This window comes from Kluyvera georgiana (assembly GCF_050990895.1).
In the GTDB taxonomy this organism is placed as follows: domain Bacteria; phylum Pseudomonadota; class Gammaproteobacteria; order Enterobacterales; family Enterobacteriaceae; genus Kluyvera; species Kluyvera georgiana.
Window position 1 is genome coordinate 2,116,991 of record NZ_CP158865.1, and the last position, 14,413, is coordinate 2,131,403.

The 14,413-nt window shown below is 56.1% G+C and carries 13 protein-coding genes; 5 read left to right on the plus strand and 8 right to left on the minus strand.

What is annotated here, in order from left to right; all coding sequences use genetic code 11:
- The first annotated feature begins 113 nt into the window (after nucleotides 1-113).
- Nucleotides 114-1,310, plus strand: coding sequence for an MFS transporter (locus tag ABTW00_RS10045; RefSeq protein WP_433640498.1), 1,197 nt, complete (start codon nucleotides 114-116; stop codon nucleotides 1,308-1,310).
- Nucleotides 1,311-1,357: 47 nt separating this feature from the next.
- Here the strand turns inward: ABTW00_RS10045 and ABTW00_RS10050 are convergent, their stop codons facing one another.
- The 4 genes from ABTW00_RS10050 to ABTW00_RS10065 all read right to left on the minus strand — a co-directional run bounded on the left by ABTW00_RS10050 (nucleotide 1,358) and on the right by ABTW00_RS10065 (nucleotide 6,847).
- Nucleotides 1,358-1,678, minus strand: coding sequence for an AzlD domain-containing protein (locus tag ABTW00_RS10050; protein ID WP_065356745.1), 321 nt, complete (start codon nucleotides 1,676-1,678; stop codon nucleotides 1,358-1,360).
- Between the two features lies 1 nt (nucleotide 1,679).
- Nucleotides 1,680-2,420, minus strand: a complete 741-nt coding sequence (locus ABTW00_RS10055; protein ID WP_065356744.1) for an AzlC family ABC transporter permease — start codon at nucleotides 2,418-2,420, stop codon at nucleotides 1,680-1,682.
- A 129-nt stretch (nucleotides 2,421-2,549) separates the two neighbouring features.
- Nucleotides 2,550-5,627 (minus strand): beta-galactosidase, encoded by a 3,078-nt coding sequence (locus tag ABTW00_RS10060; RefSeq protein WP_433640503.1) that lies wholly within the window; start codon nucleotides 5,625-5,627, stop codon nucleotides 2,550-2,552.
- Nucleotides 5,628-5,770: 143 nt separating this feature from the next.
- Nucleotides 5,771-6,847: a LacI family DNA-binding transcriptional regulator gene (locus ABTW00_RS10065; RefSeq protein WP_433640506.1), complete on the minus strand. Its 1,077-nt coding sequence runs from the start codon at nucleotides 6,845-6,847 to the stop codon at nucleotides 5,771-5,773.
- A 189-nt stretch (nucleotides 6,848-7,036) separates the two neighbouring features.
- Here ABTW00_RS10065 and ABTW00_RS10070 point away from each other — a divergent pair, with 189 nt between their 5' ends.
- Both ABTW00_RS10070 and ABTW00_RS10075 read left to right on the plus strand, forming a co-directional pair.
- Nucleotides 7,037-7,474, plus strand: coding sequence for a hypothetical protein (locus ABTW00_RS10070; protein WP_433640508.1), 438 nt, complete (start codon nucleotides 7,037-7,039; stop codon nucleotides 7,472-7,474).
- Nucleotides 7,475-7,596: 122 nt separating this feature from the next.
- Nucleotides 7,597-8,229 (plus strand): helix-turn-helix domain-containing protein, encoded by a 633-nt coding sequence (locus ABTW00_RS10075; RefSeq protein ID WP_064544919.1) that lies wholly within the window; start codon nucleotides 7,597-7,599, stop codon nucleotides 8,227-8,229.
- On the opposite strand, the gene ABTW00_RS10080 is transcribed toward ABTW00_RS10075, so the two are convergent.
- Nucleotides 8,216-9,448, minus strand: coding sequence for an MFS transporter (locus ABTW00_RS10080; protein WP_433640512.1), 1,233 nt, complete (start codon nucleotides 9,446-9,448; stop codon nucleotides 8,216-8,218). The two genes, ABTW00_RS10075 and ABTW00_RS10080, sit on opposite strands and share 14 nt — an antisense overlap.
- 516 nt (nucleotides 9,449-9,964) lie before the next feature.
- Between ABTW00_RS10080 and ABTW00_RS10085 the strand changes: the two genes are divergently transcribed.
- Together ABTW00_RS10085 and ABTW00_RS10090 are read left to right on the plus strand one after the other, a co-directional pair.
- Nucleotides 9,965-10,375 (plus strand): hypothetical protein, encoded by a 411-nt coding sequence (locus tag ABTW00_RS10085; protein ID WP_433640514.1) that lies wholly within the window; start codon nucleotides 9,965-9,967, stop codon nucleotides 10,373-10,375.
- Between the two features lie 28 nt (nucleotides 10,376-10,403).
- On the plus strand, nucleotides 10,404-10,631 hold the full coding sequence (locus ABTW00_RS10090) for a hypothetical protein (protein WP_065356739.1): 228 nt from the start codon (nucleotides 10,404-10,406) through the stop codon (nucleotides 10,629-10,631).
- Between the two features lie 77 nt (nucleotides 10,632-10,708).
- On the opposite strand, the gene ABTW00_RS10095 is transcribed toward ABTW00_RS10090, so the two are convergent.
- From ABTW00_RS10095 to ABTW00_RS10105, 3 genes are all read right to left on the minus strand, one after another.
- On the minus strand, nucleotides 10,709-11,089 hold the full coding sequence (locus ABTW00_RS10095) for a hypothetical protein (RefSeq protein ID WP_065356738.1): 381 nt from the start codon (nucleotides 11,087-11,089) through the stop codon (nucleotides 10,709-10,711).
- 187 nt (nucleotides 11,090-11,276) lie between these two features.
- Complete coding sequence (locus ABTW00_RS10100; protein WP_433640519.1) at nucleotides 11,277-12,278, minus strand: porin; 1,002 nt, start codon at nucleotides 12,276-12,278, stop codon at nucleotides 11,277-11,279.
- A 216-nt stretch (nucleotides 12,279-12,494) separates the two neighbouring features.
- Nucleotides 12,495-14,237 carry a YadA-like family protein gene (locus tag ABTW00_RS10105; protein WP_433640522.1) on the minus strand — a complete coding sequence of 581 codons (1,743 nt, stop codon included), beginning with the start codon at nucleotides 14,235-14,237 and terminating at the stop codon, nucleotides 12,495-12,497.
- Nucleotides 14,238-14,413 lie beyond the last annotated feature (176 nt).

The window sequence follows — 14,413 nt, forward strand, 5'->3', positions numbered from 1 at the left end:
TCGCAACTCCGGACGAATTATCAATAATTGGAGATTATATGTCATAGATCGTCCAGGCGGAACTTTCTATGCTTTGCGACAGATATCACATTTTCATAACGGGAGAGTAACAGATGAATTCATGCGTCGCTGAAAGCGGGTCTTTAGCCCCGGCCAAACCCGCCTGGCGTGCCGTATGGTCGCTTGGGCTGGGGGTTTTCGGTTTGATTACCGCCGAGTTTTTACCGGCCAGCCTGCTCACGCCGATGGCGGCAAGCCTCGGCGTGAGCGAAGGTATCGCCGGGCAAACGGTGACGGCGACCGCGCTGGTGGCGTTGGTGACCGGGCTGCTGATTACGTCGGCCACCAAAAGTATCGACCGTCGCTGGGTGCTGATGTTCTTTACCCTGCTGCAGATTGTCTCCAGCCTGCTGGTGGCGTTTGCGCCGTCGCTGCACGTGCTGCTATTAGGTCGACTGCTGCTGGGCGTGGCGATTGGCGGCTTCTGGGCGATGTCGACGGCGACCGCGATGCGGCTGGTGCCGGCGAGCGATGTGCCAAAAGCGCTGTCGATTATCTTTGCCGGTGTGTCAATTGCCACCGTGGTCGCCGCACCGCTCGGCAGCTTTCTCGGTAGCCTGATTGGCTGGCGTAACGTTTTTATTCTTTGCGTAGTGCCCGGCGCGCTGGCGCTGCTGTGGCAGCTATGGGTGTTGCCGTCCATGCGCCCGGACAGCGGCGCGAGCCTTGGCACGTTGTTTAAAGTGCTGCGCCGTCCGGGTATGGTGGGCGGGTTGCTGGCGACCATTTTTATCTTCAGCGGCCATTTTGCCTTCTTCACCTACCTGCGTCCGTTCCTCGAAACGGTCGGTCAGGCAAGCGTGGAAACCATTTCGCTGATTTTACTGGGTTTTGGCATCGCGAACTTCGTCGGCACATCCATCGCCGGACATCTGCTGGCGCGCAACCTGCGTCTGACGCTGGCGCTGGTACCGTTTGCCATGGGGATTCTGGCGTGGATGATGGTCGCCTTCGGTCATCTGGCGCTGCTGGACGGTCTGCTGGTGAGTCTGTGGGGATTTGCCTTCGGCCTGGTGCCGGTAGGCTGGTCTACCTGGCTTGCCACCACGGTACCGGATGAAGCCGAGAGCGCAGGCGGTCTGCTGGTGGCCTCCATTCAGCTGGCCATCAGCGCTGGCGCGGCAGGGGGCGGGCTGGTCTTCGACCTGAACGGTGCCAGCGGCGTCTTTACCGCCAGCGGCGTGCTGCTGGTGGTGGCGATGATGGTGGTGCTGGCTGGCGTGCGGGTGAAAACGCCGGCTGCGGAGTAAACTGACCGTAACATGGCGTTCTGCCAACAGCAGAACGCCATGTTGCATCAGGAGAGGAGGAAACTGAGCCCGGTAAAAGCCACCATTCCGGCAATCACCGTGGCAAACAGGCTGCGGCTGAGTATGCCGACAAGCGTCGCCGCTGCCGCCGCGAGCAGCGAAATGCTCAGTCCGCCGGACGTGAGCGCCGGTTTGCCGATAAGCTCTGCGGCGATAATAGCCGACATAATGGCGGCCGGGATAAAGCTGAGCCACTGCTGTAGCGCAGGCGGCATGCGAAAGCGCGACAGCAGAAGAACCGGCACGGTCCGCATCAGGGCGGTCACCGCCGCCGAGGCAATAATGGCGAGCAGAATATTGCGTTCCATTTTATTGTTCTCCCTTCGCGAACAAGCGCAGCCCCAGCGTGGCAAGGGTTGCGGAAACGGACGCGGCAACAATCACCACCACGCTGGTGTCGGTATGCCCGGTCATTAACAGCGTAATCAACACGGAGACGGCGATAGCAACAGTCTCCAGTAGCCGACGACGACTGGCGAACCACAGCATCAGCACCAGGCCGATAAACATGGAGACAAGGCTAAAGCTCAATCCTTCCATCAGCGCGGGCGGCAGCGCTGAGGCCAGACCGGCGCCGACGATGCAGGCGAGGATCCAGTTCAGCCACGCGGCGACGTTAATCCCCAGCATCCAGGCGAACGGGACTTTACCGTGCGTGCCGCCGTACTGCACCGCCACGCCAAAGGTTTCGTCGGTCAGCAGTAGGCCGCTGAGGATTTTTTGTACCGTGGTGTGCTCGCGAAAGAAGACGCTCATCGCCGAACTCATCAGCAGATAGCGCAGGTTAACCAGCAGAACGCTGACCACCACCGACGCCACTTCCGCGCCCGCGGCCCATAGCGAGTAGAACAAAAACTGTGCCGACCCGGCGTACAGCAGGCTGGCTAGCAGCGCCGTTTGCAGAGTGGTAAAACCAGAAAGTGTGCCGATGGCTCCGGCGGCAAAACCAATACTCCAGTAGCCGGGGATCGTCGGAAAGCAGGCAACCACCCCGGCGCGAAACTGTGCTCTGACCTCGTGAGGCTCTGAGGCCGTTGTTTTCATCAACATCCATTCTTCCCGTAATATAAAGCGTGATAATCATAAGCGTTTGTAGAAATACGATTATCATATGGCGGGCTTTCGCGCACGCATAAAAAAATCCACGCGTCGGCGTGGATTTTGACACTCGCGGCAGGGCTAGCGACGCGCCCAGCGTAGACTGTAGTGATAATGCGGCTGTTGCAGCAGATACTCCTCGGAAACGCTGGGGCTCCAGGAGTCGTCGCCGCCAACGCCCATATGGTAGCCATCAATGTTCAGCCAGCTTCCGGCTTCCTCAACCAGCAGGTGCCGGTGTGAAGTGTTATGCAACTGAGACTGACTGTAGCGACTGAGGTTGAACTGGAAATTGCCGCGCCAGAGGTTGGCGCCATATTCCAGACGTTGAGTACCGCAGCGCAGGCCGTTTTCACTCGGGAAGACGTACGGCGTGTACATCTCATCTAGCGGAAGCTGCCAAAGATCGTACTGTGCCGACGCCCGACGATCGGGGTAGTTTTCGTGCGGCCCCAGCCCCAACCAGCTGACCTGTGGCGCAACTTCCGCCAGCTGGCAGGTCAGGCCGATTCGCGCCGGAGACGGCGTGCCGCGGGCGACGTCAACATCCACGTGAATAGTTAGTTCGCCCTGATTATCAATCACGTAGGTTTTACGGCTGATAAACAGCAGCTTGCCGTGCGCCAGCCAGTGATGCTCTGAGCGCAGCTGCACCGTCTGCGACTCTGCCAGCGTATCGGCGCTCAGGCTGACGCAACGGCACGTCATGGTGTAATGACCGGCCGCTTTCCAGCGCTCGACCCAGGCATTGGGATCGATACGCGTCACTTCGCTAACGCCGATGTCGTTATCGAGCGGCGCGCGGGTGAATTGATCCTGAAGCGGCGTCAGCAGAACGTTCTGGCCGTGGCTGACCCACTGCGTTAACAGGCCGCTGGCGCGCTCGAACTGCCACTGCTGCTCGCCGTGCGCAATGAAATAATGAGTATCGCTTTGCGTCAGTACCGGTGTTTTTCCTCGTGTGACGATGGATTCCGCGCAGAGCAGGCCCGGCAGTTGCCACTGCTCGCGGGCGCAGATGTGCCCGGCTTCGCTCCAGCGGGTGGCGGCATTCTGCCGCACCTCGACATTCAGCCACACCTCGCCGCTGCGGGCGATCGTCGGCAGAACCAGGGCGATCGTCTGTTTCCCCTGTGGGGCAATAGCCAGCGGTACGCAGCCGCTGGCAAGCGATTCACCCTCGAGCTTCACCGTCCAGAACAGCTGCTCATTGTCGGTGTGACGGAACAGGTATTCGCTGGTCACTTCTAACTGATTATCGGCCAGCAGGCGGAACTGGAAGAACTGCTGGGCGTAGCGCGCTTCATACAGCGACGGGTGTGGGGTGCGGTCGGCAAACACCAGGCCGTTCATGCAGAACTGACGGTCGTTCGGCGTATCGCCAAAGTCACCGCCATAGGCGGAGAAGGTTTGACCGTTTTGATCGCGCTTGTTGAGCGACTGGTCGACCCAGTCCCAGATAAAACCGCCCTGCAAACGGGGATACTGACGGAAGGCCTGCCAGTATTTATGGAAACCGCCAAGGCTGTTACCCATCGCATGCGCGTATTCGCAGAGGATCAGCGGACGGTTCTCATCCGGCATGCCGACCCATTTTTTGATGGACCATTTTGGAACTGCCGGGAACGGCTGATCCTGGTCGACGCGGGCATACATCGGGCAGATGATGTCGGTGGCTGCACTGTTGGCACCGCCGCCTTCATAGTGCACAGGGCGGGAAGGATCGTTGGATTTGATCCAGCGATACAGCGCGTCGTGATTATCGCCATGCCCGGACTCGTTACCCAGCGACCAGATAATAATCGACGGATGATTGCGATCGCGCTGCACCATGCGGGTGACGCGCTCGCTCATCGCCGGCAGCCAGCAGGGGTCGTCGCTGAGACGGCGCATTGGCACCATCCCGTGGGTTTCGATATTCGCTTCATCTACCACGTACAGACCGTAGTAGTCGCATAAACGATACCACTGCGGATGATTAGGGTAGTGGGAACAGCGCACCGCGTTGAAGTTATTCTGCTTCATCAGCAGGATATCCTGACGCATGGTGTCGATATCCATCACCTGGCCGTTATCCGGGTGATGTTCGTGGCGGTTGACGCCGCGAATCAGCAGCGGCTGGCCGTTCACCTTCAGCAGCCCGCCGCTGATTTCAACCTTTCTGAAGCCGGTGTCATAGGCTTCAGCCTCAACCAACGTATCGCCGCGTTTGAGCAGCACGACGGTGCGATAGAGCGTGGGGACTTCCGCACTCCACAGCGCGGGCTGCGCGACCGGCAGGCGCAGCGTGGTGCGATCGGTATAGCCGCCTCGCTCATCAATGATGTCGCTGCCGAGCGGCTGCTCTGCTTCGCTCACCAGACGATCGTCTTGCCACAACTGCACGGCTATGCGCGTGTCGTGGGTGATATCGCCTTCAACGACCACGGTCGCTTCCAGCGTGCCGCAGCTGAATTCGTCGTTGAGGTGGGTAACCAGCTGAACGTCGCTCAGGCGAGTGGTCGGCTTATGCAACAGCGTGACGTCGCGAAAAATACCGCTCATTCGCCACATGTCCTGATCTTCGAGATAGGTGCCGTCGCTCCAGCGCAGTACCATCACCGCCAGGCGGTTTTCGCCGTTAACCAGCAGTTCACTAAGATCAAACTCTGACGGCAGCCGGCTGTCCTGCGCGTAGCCGACCCACTGGCCGTTACACCACAGGTGAAAGGCCGAGTTGACGCCGTCGAGGATAATGCGCGTCTGCCCGTCGGTCAGCCATTGCGGATTAACACTGAATGTGAGCGAGTAACAACCAGTGGGGTTATCCCGGGGGACAAACGGTGGATTGACCGGAATGGGATAGGTGACGTTGGTGTAAACAGGCGCATCGTAACCCAGCATCTGCCAGTTGGAAGGAACCGCAATGTCGCGGGCGTCCGGCAGATCGTGCTGTAACCAGCTTTCCGGTACCGCCTCCGGTCGCGTAAAGTAGCTGAACTGCCAGCAGCCATTGAGAAGTTGCCGCGACGGTGATACGGCGTCCCGGCGGGCGTCATCGGCCTCGCGCCAGCTGGAAAAGGGCGGATGGGCGGCCAGCGCGTTGAGCTGGGTGACGGCGTGATTTTCCCAGTCGCGCCGGGCGAGTACGGCGGCCAAAGAGAGAGGTTGAGGGCTCATAGTGGTGGTTCCTTGATGTATTTGCGATTCGCTCACAATTTTAACCACTATGTGAGGATTCCCGCTGCGTGTAAAGGATCATCGCGGGAGAGAGTGAAGGCAATCACAAATCATGGCCCCGAAGGCGGGGTGCAGGAGAGCGGTTATTGCAGGCGGGCAACCTGCCGGGCGAGGCGAGCCAGTTCCTCTGCAAGCTGCTGCGGGCTGAGCGAATCAGACGGCGGTTTTGCGGTGGTTTTGCGCACTACCAGGCTGACCGGCAGTAATTCGGATACCGTTTCTTCCCCGTCGATCAGCGCCAGCAGACGCTCTATGCTGATTTTCCCTAACGTCCTGAAATCCTGTTTGATGGTGGTGAGCGGCGGAGTGAAGCAGGCGCTATCTTCCGTATCATCGTAGCCGACCACCGAGACGGCCCCGGGGACCGGCAAACCGTATTCGGAAAGTGCGCGTAGCGCGCCCAGCGCCATCTGATCGTTCGCCACCAGTATGGCCGTCGGGAGGGTTCCCTCGTTAAGCAGCCGGGTAACCTGCTGATAGCCCGATAGCGAGCTCCAGTCGCCGTGCATCACCGCCACCGGCATCAACTGATGTTGCGCAAGGCAAGACTGCCAGCCTTCAAAACGCAGCCGCGCCGAAATGGAGCTCAGCGGGCCGGACAGCAGGGCTATCTGCTGATGACCCAGTTCGAGCAGATGATCGACGCCCAGCTTTGCGCCCATTTGCGGGTCGAAAACAATATGGTGCGTGGTGGTTGACGGCGAGACATCCAGAAACAGCACCGGAATAGCCCCGCACAGCCGGACGATTTCCTGGGTATGTTCTTCTTCCATGGGAATATTGACCAGAATGCCGTCAACGCGCTGCGACAGCAGCTGGCTAATGGCGGCTTTGCTGGCCTCCAGCCCCGACTGTTCGGTCATGGCGATCGCCACGTTAAATTGCAGTTCGCCCGCCCGCGACTTGGCGGCGGCCACAATCTGCGAGGGGGCATGCAGCGCCAGGTTGCTGGTAGCAAACCCCAGCGTATGGCTCAGTTTCCCTGCCAGCTGCTGCGCCATGCGGTTGGGAATATAGTTCAGCGCATCCATCGCCGCTTCAACCTTAAGGCGCGTTTTTTCGGATACGTGGGCGGCCTGATTGATGACCCGGGAGACAGTCTGATACGAGACGTTAGCGTGCTCGGCTACGTCATAGAGGGTGACAGACTTCGCTTTCATGCCGGGATTCCTCGTCATTTATCATGGTGAAGATGACTGTCAGGCAGCCAAAAATCGTTAGCATATCATAGCATTTGTTCGCGGGGGGCGCACGGTGGCGGGGCTAACCTACCGACGCACGATTTAATATTGCCCGACGTTTTGTCGCTTTAAGGACACTATCTATGAGGGAAAAGTGGAATCTAAGAAATGGTAAAAGTCGTGTTATCCGTTGTGGTCTGTTTGCTGCTGAGCGGCTGCGCCACGATTGTCGGCGAGTCGATGCAGAGCGTGTATCTGGAAAGCAACCCCGTGGGGGCGCAATTTATTATCTCGGATAATCATGGGGTGGTGAGCGCACGCGGTGTGACTCCGCAAAGGGTCACGCTGCCTAAATCGGATAACCGCTATTTTGGCAAACTCACCTACAACGTGACTTTTTTACAAGCGGGTTACTATCCGACGCTGGTCCCGCTGCAAACCCGAACCACCCACTGGTACACCTTCGGCAACCTCCTGTTCCTCGGCATCCCCGGCTGGTTCCTTGTTGACCCCTTCAACGGCGGAATGTACGCCATTTATCCGCAGCGCGTGAATGCGTTGATGCAGCCGTGCCCGCGCGGGCCGTGGCGCTATACGTGTGAATAGCATCCTGCACAGTGATGGCCGTTGAAATGGCGGGTTTTTGTTGTCAGATAGAGGCTTCCGGTGCTCGCGCGTCGCTGGTAAAGTGAGCAACGCATAATACGATAATCAGAAGGGTATCAACGGTGAGCGCGCGCATTGACTACCAGATTGAGAAATACCGCTTTACGGAGGCGATGGAAAGCGAACGCCTCACGAAACAGTGGGCCGATGTGATGGCGGAATGTCAGGCCAGCGGGGCGGGAGCGGAAGAGCGTCTGCGTATTGCCTTGCTGAATGTGGATTACGTCACCAGCTTCGAACTGCCTTTCCGGCTGCTGCTGACGCGCGCGCCGCAGTTGATCGCCAGCGTGCGCGATGAGCTTGCGTTGAACCAGAAAAGCGCGACCTTCAACGGTAAGCGTTTTGGCTGTGTCTACAGCCTGAAAAGCGATCTCGCTGGCGTACCGGACGCCTTTCAATACCATCTCTCAACGCGTATCCGCCGTACCGACGGGGCGGGTAACAGCGAAACGCCCTATCGTGAAATCGCCCAGCAGGTAAAACACCCGCGCGAACGCCTGCGGCTCGCGCTGGAAAACAGGCTGGCGGTGACGGCGCTGGATGGATTGTTTTGGTTTGGCCTGCAGCGCATCGCCGCCGACGTGCAGCGGCTGCGCAAAGCGGGGATGCGTATCGCCACGTCGGAAATGGACGTTTTCGATACCTTAACCGGCACGACGCGGCGCGTGCCGGTTTATCAGCTTACAGCGATCTGACCTGCGCGGCGTTCTCCAGCCGCCTGATCGACGGAACCAGGCTGGCGCAGACGGTGGCGATCGCCACCGCGATGCCGGCAACCAACAACACGTGGCTGTTGCCGTACTGCATCGCTAACGGCCCAGCGACCAGCTCGCCGAAAGGGATGGCCACAAACGATCCGACGGCGTCATAGGCATAAACGCGGGCGAGTTTTTCCGGCGGGATGTGTGTTTGCAGTGAATGGGCCCAGGAAACGCCGAACCGTCCAAAGGCGACCCCTGTCAGGAAGAAAGCGGCAATCAGCCAGCCGGCCGAGGCGCCCTGGCTGAGCAGGAGAATAGGAGCCGAACACAGCCCAACCAGCATGACGCCGATAAACAGATCCCGACGCGGCCGCCAGCGCAGGGCGATAAAGGTGCCGACGATCAACCCGACGCTCTCGGCTGCCACAATGATGCCCCAGTTTGCCCGGCCAAAGGTGGCGTCGGCTATCGCCGGGCCGAGCACCATCACCACGCCGCTGAATGCCGCGTTGATAATCGTAAACTGAACCACAATCGACCACACCCAGGAGCGACTGGCGAACTCTTTCCATCCCTCTTTTAAATCCTGCAGGATGTTGCTTTGCGAGGCGCTGACCCTGGACGATGCCACGCGAATCATAAAGTACAGGGGCGCCGCGGCGGCAAAGCCCATGGCGTCGATTGCCAGCCCCCAGCCGGGGCCGACCGAGCTGGCGAGGATCCCGCCAAGGGATGCGCCAATCACCGTGCCGCTGTAAATACCGAGCTGCACCAGCGCGTTGGCTTCGCGTAGATTGTGAGTAGGCACCGTCTGCGGAACCAGCGCCTGTGAGGCCGGTAAGGCGATCCCGGCGGAAGCCCCGTTGAGTGCGCCAAGTAGGGCCAGGCTTAACACCGTCGCGGAGCCATCCAGCACTGACCAGGCCACAATAGCCTGCGAAAGGGCGGCGACGCTGGATGAGTAAACCAGCACCCGGCTGCGCGAGTAGCGGTCGGCCAGGACGCCACCGATCAACAGAAACGCGACGTTGAGAATGGAGCGAGAGGCCACGACCATCCCTAAATCAGAGACGGTTCCACCAATATCGAGAACCGCGAAGGCCAGCGCAATGGGGGCCATACCGTTCCCGAGGACGGTAAGTAAGCGGGCGGTGAACAGGTAGCGGAACGCGGAGAAATGATAGGCGCGAACTTTTTTATTATACGTATTCATTATGGCAATAAGTTCAGGGTTAGAAAGCGTTTAATAGACGGCCTGCGCGCGTCGAGGACGCAAGAATCAATAGGGTTACGCATAATATCATGTAATTTTGGTACGGAAGTGCTGATTTATCATCAACCTGCCGGGAGCGACCAGCAAGCCATCGTCCTGTTTTTCTCTCAAATGCCCCATCTTTGAACGGTAACACCGCTGCCTGTGGCGCAAATCAGCAGCAACGTCGTTCTGTTTAACGCTCACTGTTTATATCATTCATCTCTTATTGCGCTCTTTTGCGCACTATTTATTGTTCGGAATTTTCTGTATTTAAAGTATACATTTGTTTTTCTTGGTCATGAAAAATAAAAAACCTTAGTATTAACAGGGTCGTCTCATGCCAGGTATTTTACTGGTCAGGATATTTATTAAAACAATCATAGTCGTTCTTAACAGCAAATATCCGTGCAAGCCGATATGCACGCGGGTAAGCGTTAATTGTGTATTTAATGTCATGGTTTTATAGGTGGAAGGATGGGGGTTATTAAAAAAGCCATGCTGGGAATATTCATTTTGATGAGTGTTCTCAGCTTGTTTCGGGAATTTCAGGACTTTGGTTTTATGATCGGGTTGGTATTATCTGTGCTTCTCCTGTTGAGTACGGCTTTCTTGTGGCAATGGGCTTCTGGCTGGCTGCCGCAGATGGGAAAACTGCACGCGGTGATGGTCATGATGGCTCTGACATTGGTGTTTTTAGGGACCATTGGCTACGCCATGGCAGACAGTTTCAACGTTGATCTGCTGGAGGTCATTCGCACGACCATTAAGCATAGCCCGTGGTTCTATGTGGCAACGTTTATCGGTTCGGGGATCAAAGTCTTCTTCTGGCATTGGCTATTTTCTGGTGTACGGCAAAAGAATGCAGAACACACCGCCGCAGGATAAGTGAATAATAACGATCGTGAAAAATAGAATGAAATATCGCAACCACAATACGCGAACTGAAGCTCTCCGGCAGTTGAAAGAGTTGGGCGAATGTATTCTGCTGTTCCCCTACAATGAGGGCGCCTTTCAACAGGAGTCTACCAGTATAAAAGCCGCCTCGATTCGTCAGGGAATGAAGGTTGAGCTAAAGTCCGCTTTGCTGGTTGTTGAAGGCGAGTTGCCGCAGAGAGTTTTACGCGTAAAGAAGGTCGCGTAATAAGTCGTGCGGGCGATGCCGTAAACCGGTATCGCCATTACTCAGCGTAATAAAAAGGCTCCGCAGGAGCCTTTTTATTATTTAACGATCTGCGCGTTAAGTACCACGCCTTTATCTTCGATAATACGTAGCGCGTGGTTGGCTTTTTTCCAGTCGCCGTCTGACTGCTGGCGCCAGCCTTTCTCAACCAAAAACTCCTCCGCTGCAATGCTTTTCATGCCGAGGATAGTTTCAGCTTCGCCAACAATCTGCCCGTATTGCTTGCTGGTCGTCTGCTTAGGCTTTGCGACGGTCTGTGGCCCCTGTTTGGCGTTCTGTGCTTTGGTTTTGTGAATGTCGCAGGTGACGCCGGCATTCATTTCATTACAGCCAGAGCGTTCAAGCTGCTCGCGGTATTTGGCGTTGATAGCTTGTGCAGGCATTGCAGCCAACGCGGCCAGAGCAAGAGCGGAAATCATGATTTTTTTCATTGTGATGTAGCCTATTTATCAGGGTTATTACGCATAACTGTCGGTAGTAAAAAAATCCCCCCTCACCAGGGGGGACAGTATAAGACATACTCAACGTTAATGATTTAGACAGGTCAGTCTGATTGTCGGCGATAGCATGTCCGCACTTCTCGCCGACGGTAGTGATCGTATGGCCTTAGAACTGGTAGGTCAGGCCAGCCACAACGGTGTTGTCGCCGTTATCAGCCAGATTGATCTGATAACCGACATCCGCCACCATATTTTTGTTGAAGTAGTAATCTGAACCCAGCGCAACATACTCGGTGATATCGCGGTTGTTATTGTCGCGTGCGTGCACGTAGCCGACGTTCGGACGCAGGCCGAAGTCGAACACGTAAGCGGCCATGGCTTCGAAATGTTTCGCTTCGTGAGCGCCTTTCAGCAGATTGTGCGATTCGCCGCCCATGGTTGCAACGTATACGCGGTTCGCGTCATATTTCGCGCCAACGCCCCAGAACTCAGCGTTGTTCCCGGTCCAGCCCGCCGTTTTCTGGTGGCCCGTGACCGCGCTGGTGGCGTAGGTGGCGATAGTCGAAATACCGGAATCGGCGATGTTGTCATAACCCAGAGAGAAACCGTAGCCTGTACCATGCTGTTTAGCGGGGTCTCTATCGGTCGCGTCTGCACCCTGGTATTGTGCGCCGAAGCTGACGCCATCCGCTAAGCCGAAAGCGTTGCTGGTACGTAATGTAGCAACGCCACTAGTGCGACCAGTAAGGAATGAATCAGTGCCTTCATAGGAGTCGCCGCCGAATTCGGAAAGGTTGTCAGTATAAACCCCGACATCGTAAGCGATACCGTAGTTACGGCCATAGTCAAAGCTAACGTTGTGCCCATAGTCCAGGCCAGCATACGCCAGGCGGGTGGATTCGCCATTCTGAGAACCTTCTGCGTTCGCAGCATCAAGCTGACCTTCAAACTGGCCGTAGCCCGTTAATTCCTCGTTGATTTGGGTTTCACCCCTGAAGCCCAGACGCGCATAGGTACCATCCTCGTTTTTGCCGTCCGTCCAGCTATGCGCGGCTTTAACCTTGCCGTACAGATCCAGCTTATTGCCGTCTTTATTATAGATTTCCGCTGCCTGTGCGGAAGTTACCCCTAAAGCCAATACGGCCAATGCCACTGCTTTTTTTTTCATTTCAAACTCACTTTTTAGTTGTGATTGCTATCGTCATTACAGCTTTGTTAAGTAGATTTTCTTTCTACTTAAAAAAGCCCCCGTGCCCGGGGGAAACATCTCTCTAACTACGAAAAAAGTGGCAAATACAACAATAACGATGAAGGCTGGGCTTTCGCCCTTATTGCGTGGTTCAGCGCAATAATGTTCCCCTGTGAGGGCAGGAGGAATGTGCTCTTAATAAGAAAACAGCACGCCCGCGCCTGCGCCGACGTTGTCCGCGGTATCCCAGGATAGACCGGTTTTTAGGGAAACGTTGGCTGACACGCGTGCGCTGATCCCGGCAGATACGGCGTTCTGGCCGTTAAAGGTCCCGACGCCCATGCCGAAGCCGACGGTGTGGCCCTGCGGCGCTTGCGGGATAGCGGTGAGGGCGAAAGCGCCAGCCAGACCTGCGCGGAACTCTTTACGATCTTTGTTCTGCTGCTGCTCCAGCTTGTTGAAATTTTTGCGGTTGTTGGCTTCCAGGTCCGAAATGCGCTGCTCGTGGTTAGCCAGCGTTTTCTCGTCGTCGGCAAGATGCTGGTTGGTGTTTACCAGCGCACGATGGTTAGCTTCCGCGTTGGCAAAGGCGATATCTGCGCGATTCTGGGCGGCATCGCCGGTAGTCTGAGCCTGCTGCACGCCGGATGACAGGGTGGAGAAGTGCTGCTGTTCGGCCTTCACTTCTGTATCGATAGCGGCTTTGTTGGCGGTGATGTTGGTTTCATCGGCGGCAATCGCCTGTTTGTTCGCATCAACATCGGCCTGGTTCGCTTTACTGTTAACGGTGTTTGTTAACGTGGTAACGATTTGATCCTGGCGATCCTGGTCAATTTTAAACTTCGTTTGGTCTACCTTAGTGCCGATAGCCGTTTTGTTGGTCTGAATATCAGCCTTATTTGTGTCAGCCTGTTGTTTTGCAACATCAGCGGTAGACTGAGCGGTAGCAGCAGCGGTTTTATTGTCGGCAACGGCTTTATTGGTCGTATCGAGGTCGATTTGGTTGGCTTTCAGCGCGATGTTGCTGGTATTTTGCTGAATCTCTTTGTTCTGATCATCATCAACCGTTTTTTGGGCGGCGACGACCATATTAAGTGCGTCATCCTGGCGCTGCTGGTCGGCGGTGAAGGCAGTGGTTTCTACCTTAGTGGTGATGGCTTTTGCGTTATCTGCAACTTTTTTATTGGTATCGTCGAGGTCTGATTGGTCGGCTTTCAGCTTGATATCTGTGGCATTCTGTTGAATGTCGTCACCATTTTGCTTAATCAGCTTATCCTGGCCTGCGTCAACCTTAGCCTGGTCGGTGATGGCTTTAGTCAGGTTGTCTGCGTTGATTTTCTCTGCATCGGAAGCGCGTTGCGTTTCAGCCAGTAAGTCAGCTAAGTCTGCTTTTTTGGCAATGGCCTGATAGTTCTGCTCGGCTAAGTCTTTCGCATCAGTGGCGATTTTGCTGACGTCGGTGATCGCATCATCCTGGCGATCCTGGTCGGTTTTGAATTCCGGCTTAGTGACGAAATTGCCTATCTGCCCCTGCAACTGCTGTACGTTGCCGCCGAGAACAGACAGCGCTTTAGTGTTGATATTCACATCCTGGCGCAGTTGTATCGCTTGCCCGTTAAGAACGGAGGCTTCCGTTTCGAGGTGCTTAATACGAACGCTGTTAGTGCCTGCATCGAGACGGTTATCCTCAACCTGCTTGCCCATCTTAAGGATGTCGGCATTCGCTTTATCGGCGGTCACTTTTGCGTCGGCGGCAACCTGTGCATCCTGCTGCATTTTATCGAGGTCGTAAGCCTGATTTGGCGTACCCACGATGGTGTATGAGCCCAAGCCGTAGGGATCTGTCTGATCGACGCCGACTTGTTGAGCAATGGCGCTGCTGGAGGATATCGCGGTCAACACTGCGACGGCGATAATACTTTTACTTACGGACTGCATGATGAATTACCTGTCATTAACTGAATTTATTCGCCTGTTGTCGCGGTTTTATTTAGTGAGTGGCAGGGGCGTACAGCAGCCCTGAAGTGTAATAACCTCAGCCACGATGTTTTGTGATTTATTATTTTTCTGACAAAACATTATTTCACCGAAAACAGGCTGATATTGACCTGTTA

Coding starts and splice junctions, on each gene's coding strand:
- ABTW00_RS10105 (WP_433640522.1), bottom strand. CDS start 14,237: ATGCAGTCCGTAAGTAAAAGTATTATCGCCGTCGCAGTGTTGACCGCG.
- ABTW00_RS10080 (WP_433640512.1), bottom strand. CDS start 9,448: ATGAATACGTATAATAAAAAAGTTCGCGCCTATCATTTCTCCGCGTTC.
- ABTW00_RS10085 (WP_433640514.1), top strand. CDS start 9,965: ATGGGGGTTATTAAAAAAGCCATGCTGGGAATATTCATTTTGATGAGT.
- ABTW00_RS10095 (WP_065356738.1), bottom strand. CDS start 11,089: ATGATTTCCGCTCTTGCTCTGGCCGCGTTGGCTGCAATGCCTGCACAA.
- ABTW00_RS10055 (WP_065356744.1), bottom strand. CDS start 2,420: ATGTTGATGAAAACAACGGCCTCAGAGCCTCACGAGGTCAGAGCACAG.
- ABTW00_RS10060 (WP_433640503.1), bottom strand. CDS start 5,627: ATGAGCCCTCAACCTCTCTCTTTGGCCGCCGTACTCGCCCGGCGCGAC.
- ABTW00_RS10045 (WP_433640498.1), top strand. CDS start 114: ATGAATTCATGCGTCGCTGAAAGCGGGTCTTTAGCCCCGGCCAAACCC.
- ABTW00_RS10100 (WP_433640519.1), bottom strand. CDS start 12,278: ATGAAAAAAAAAGCAGTGGCATTGGCCGTATTGGCTTTAGGGGTAACT.
- ABTW00_RS10070 (WP_433640508.1), top strand. CDS start 7,037: ATGGTAAAAGTCGTGTTATCCGTTGTGGTCTGTTTGCTGCTGAGCGGC.
- ABTW00_RS10065 (WP_433640506.1), bottom strand. CDS start 6,847: ATGAAAGCGAAGTCTGTCACCCTCTATGACGTAGCCGAGCACGCTAAC.
- ABTW00_RS10090 (WP_065356739.1), top strand. CDS start 10,404: ATGAAATATCGCAACCACAATACGCGAACTGAAGCTCTCCGGCAGTTG.
- ABTW00_RS10050 (WP_065356745.1), bottom strand. CDS start 1,678: ATGGAACGCAATATTCTGCTCGCCATTATTGCCTCGGCGGCGGTGACC.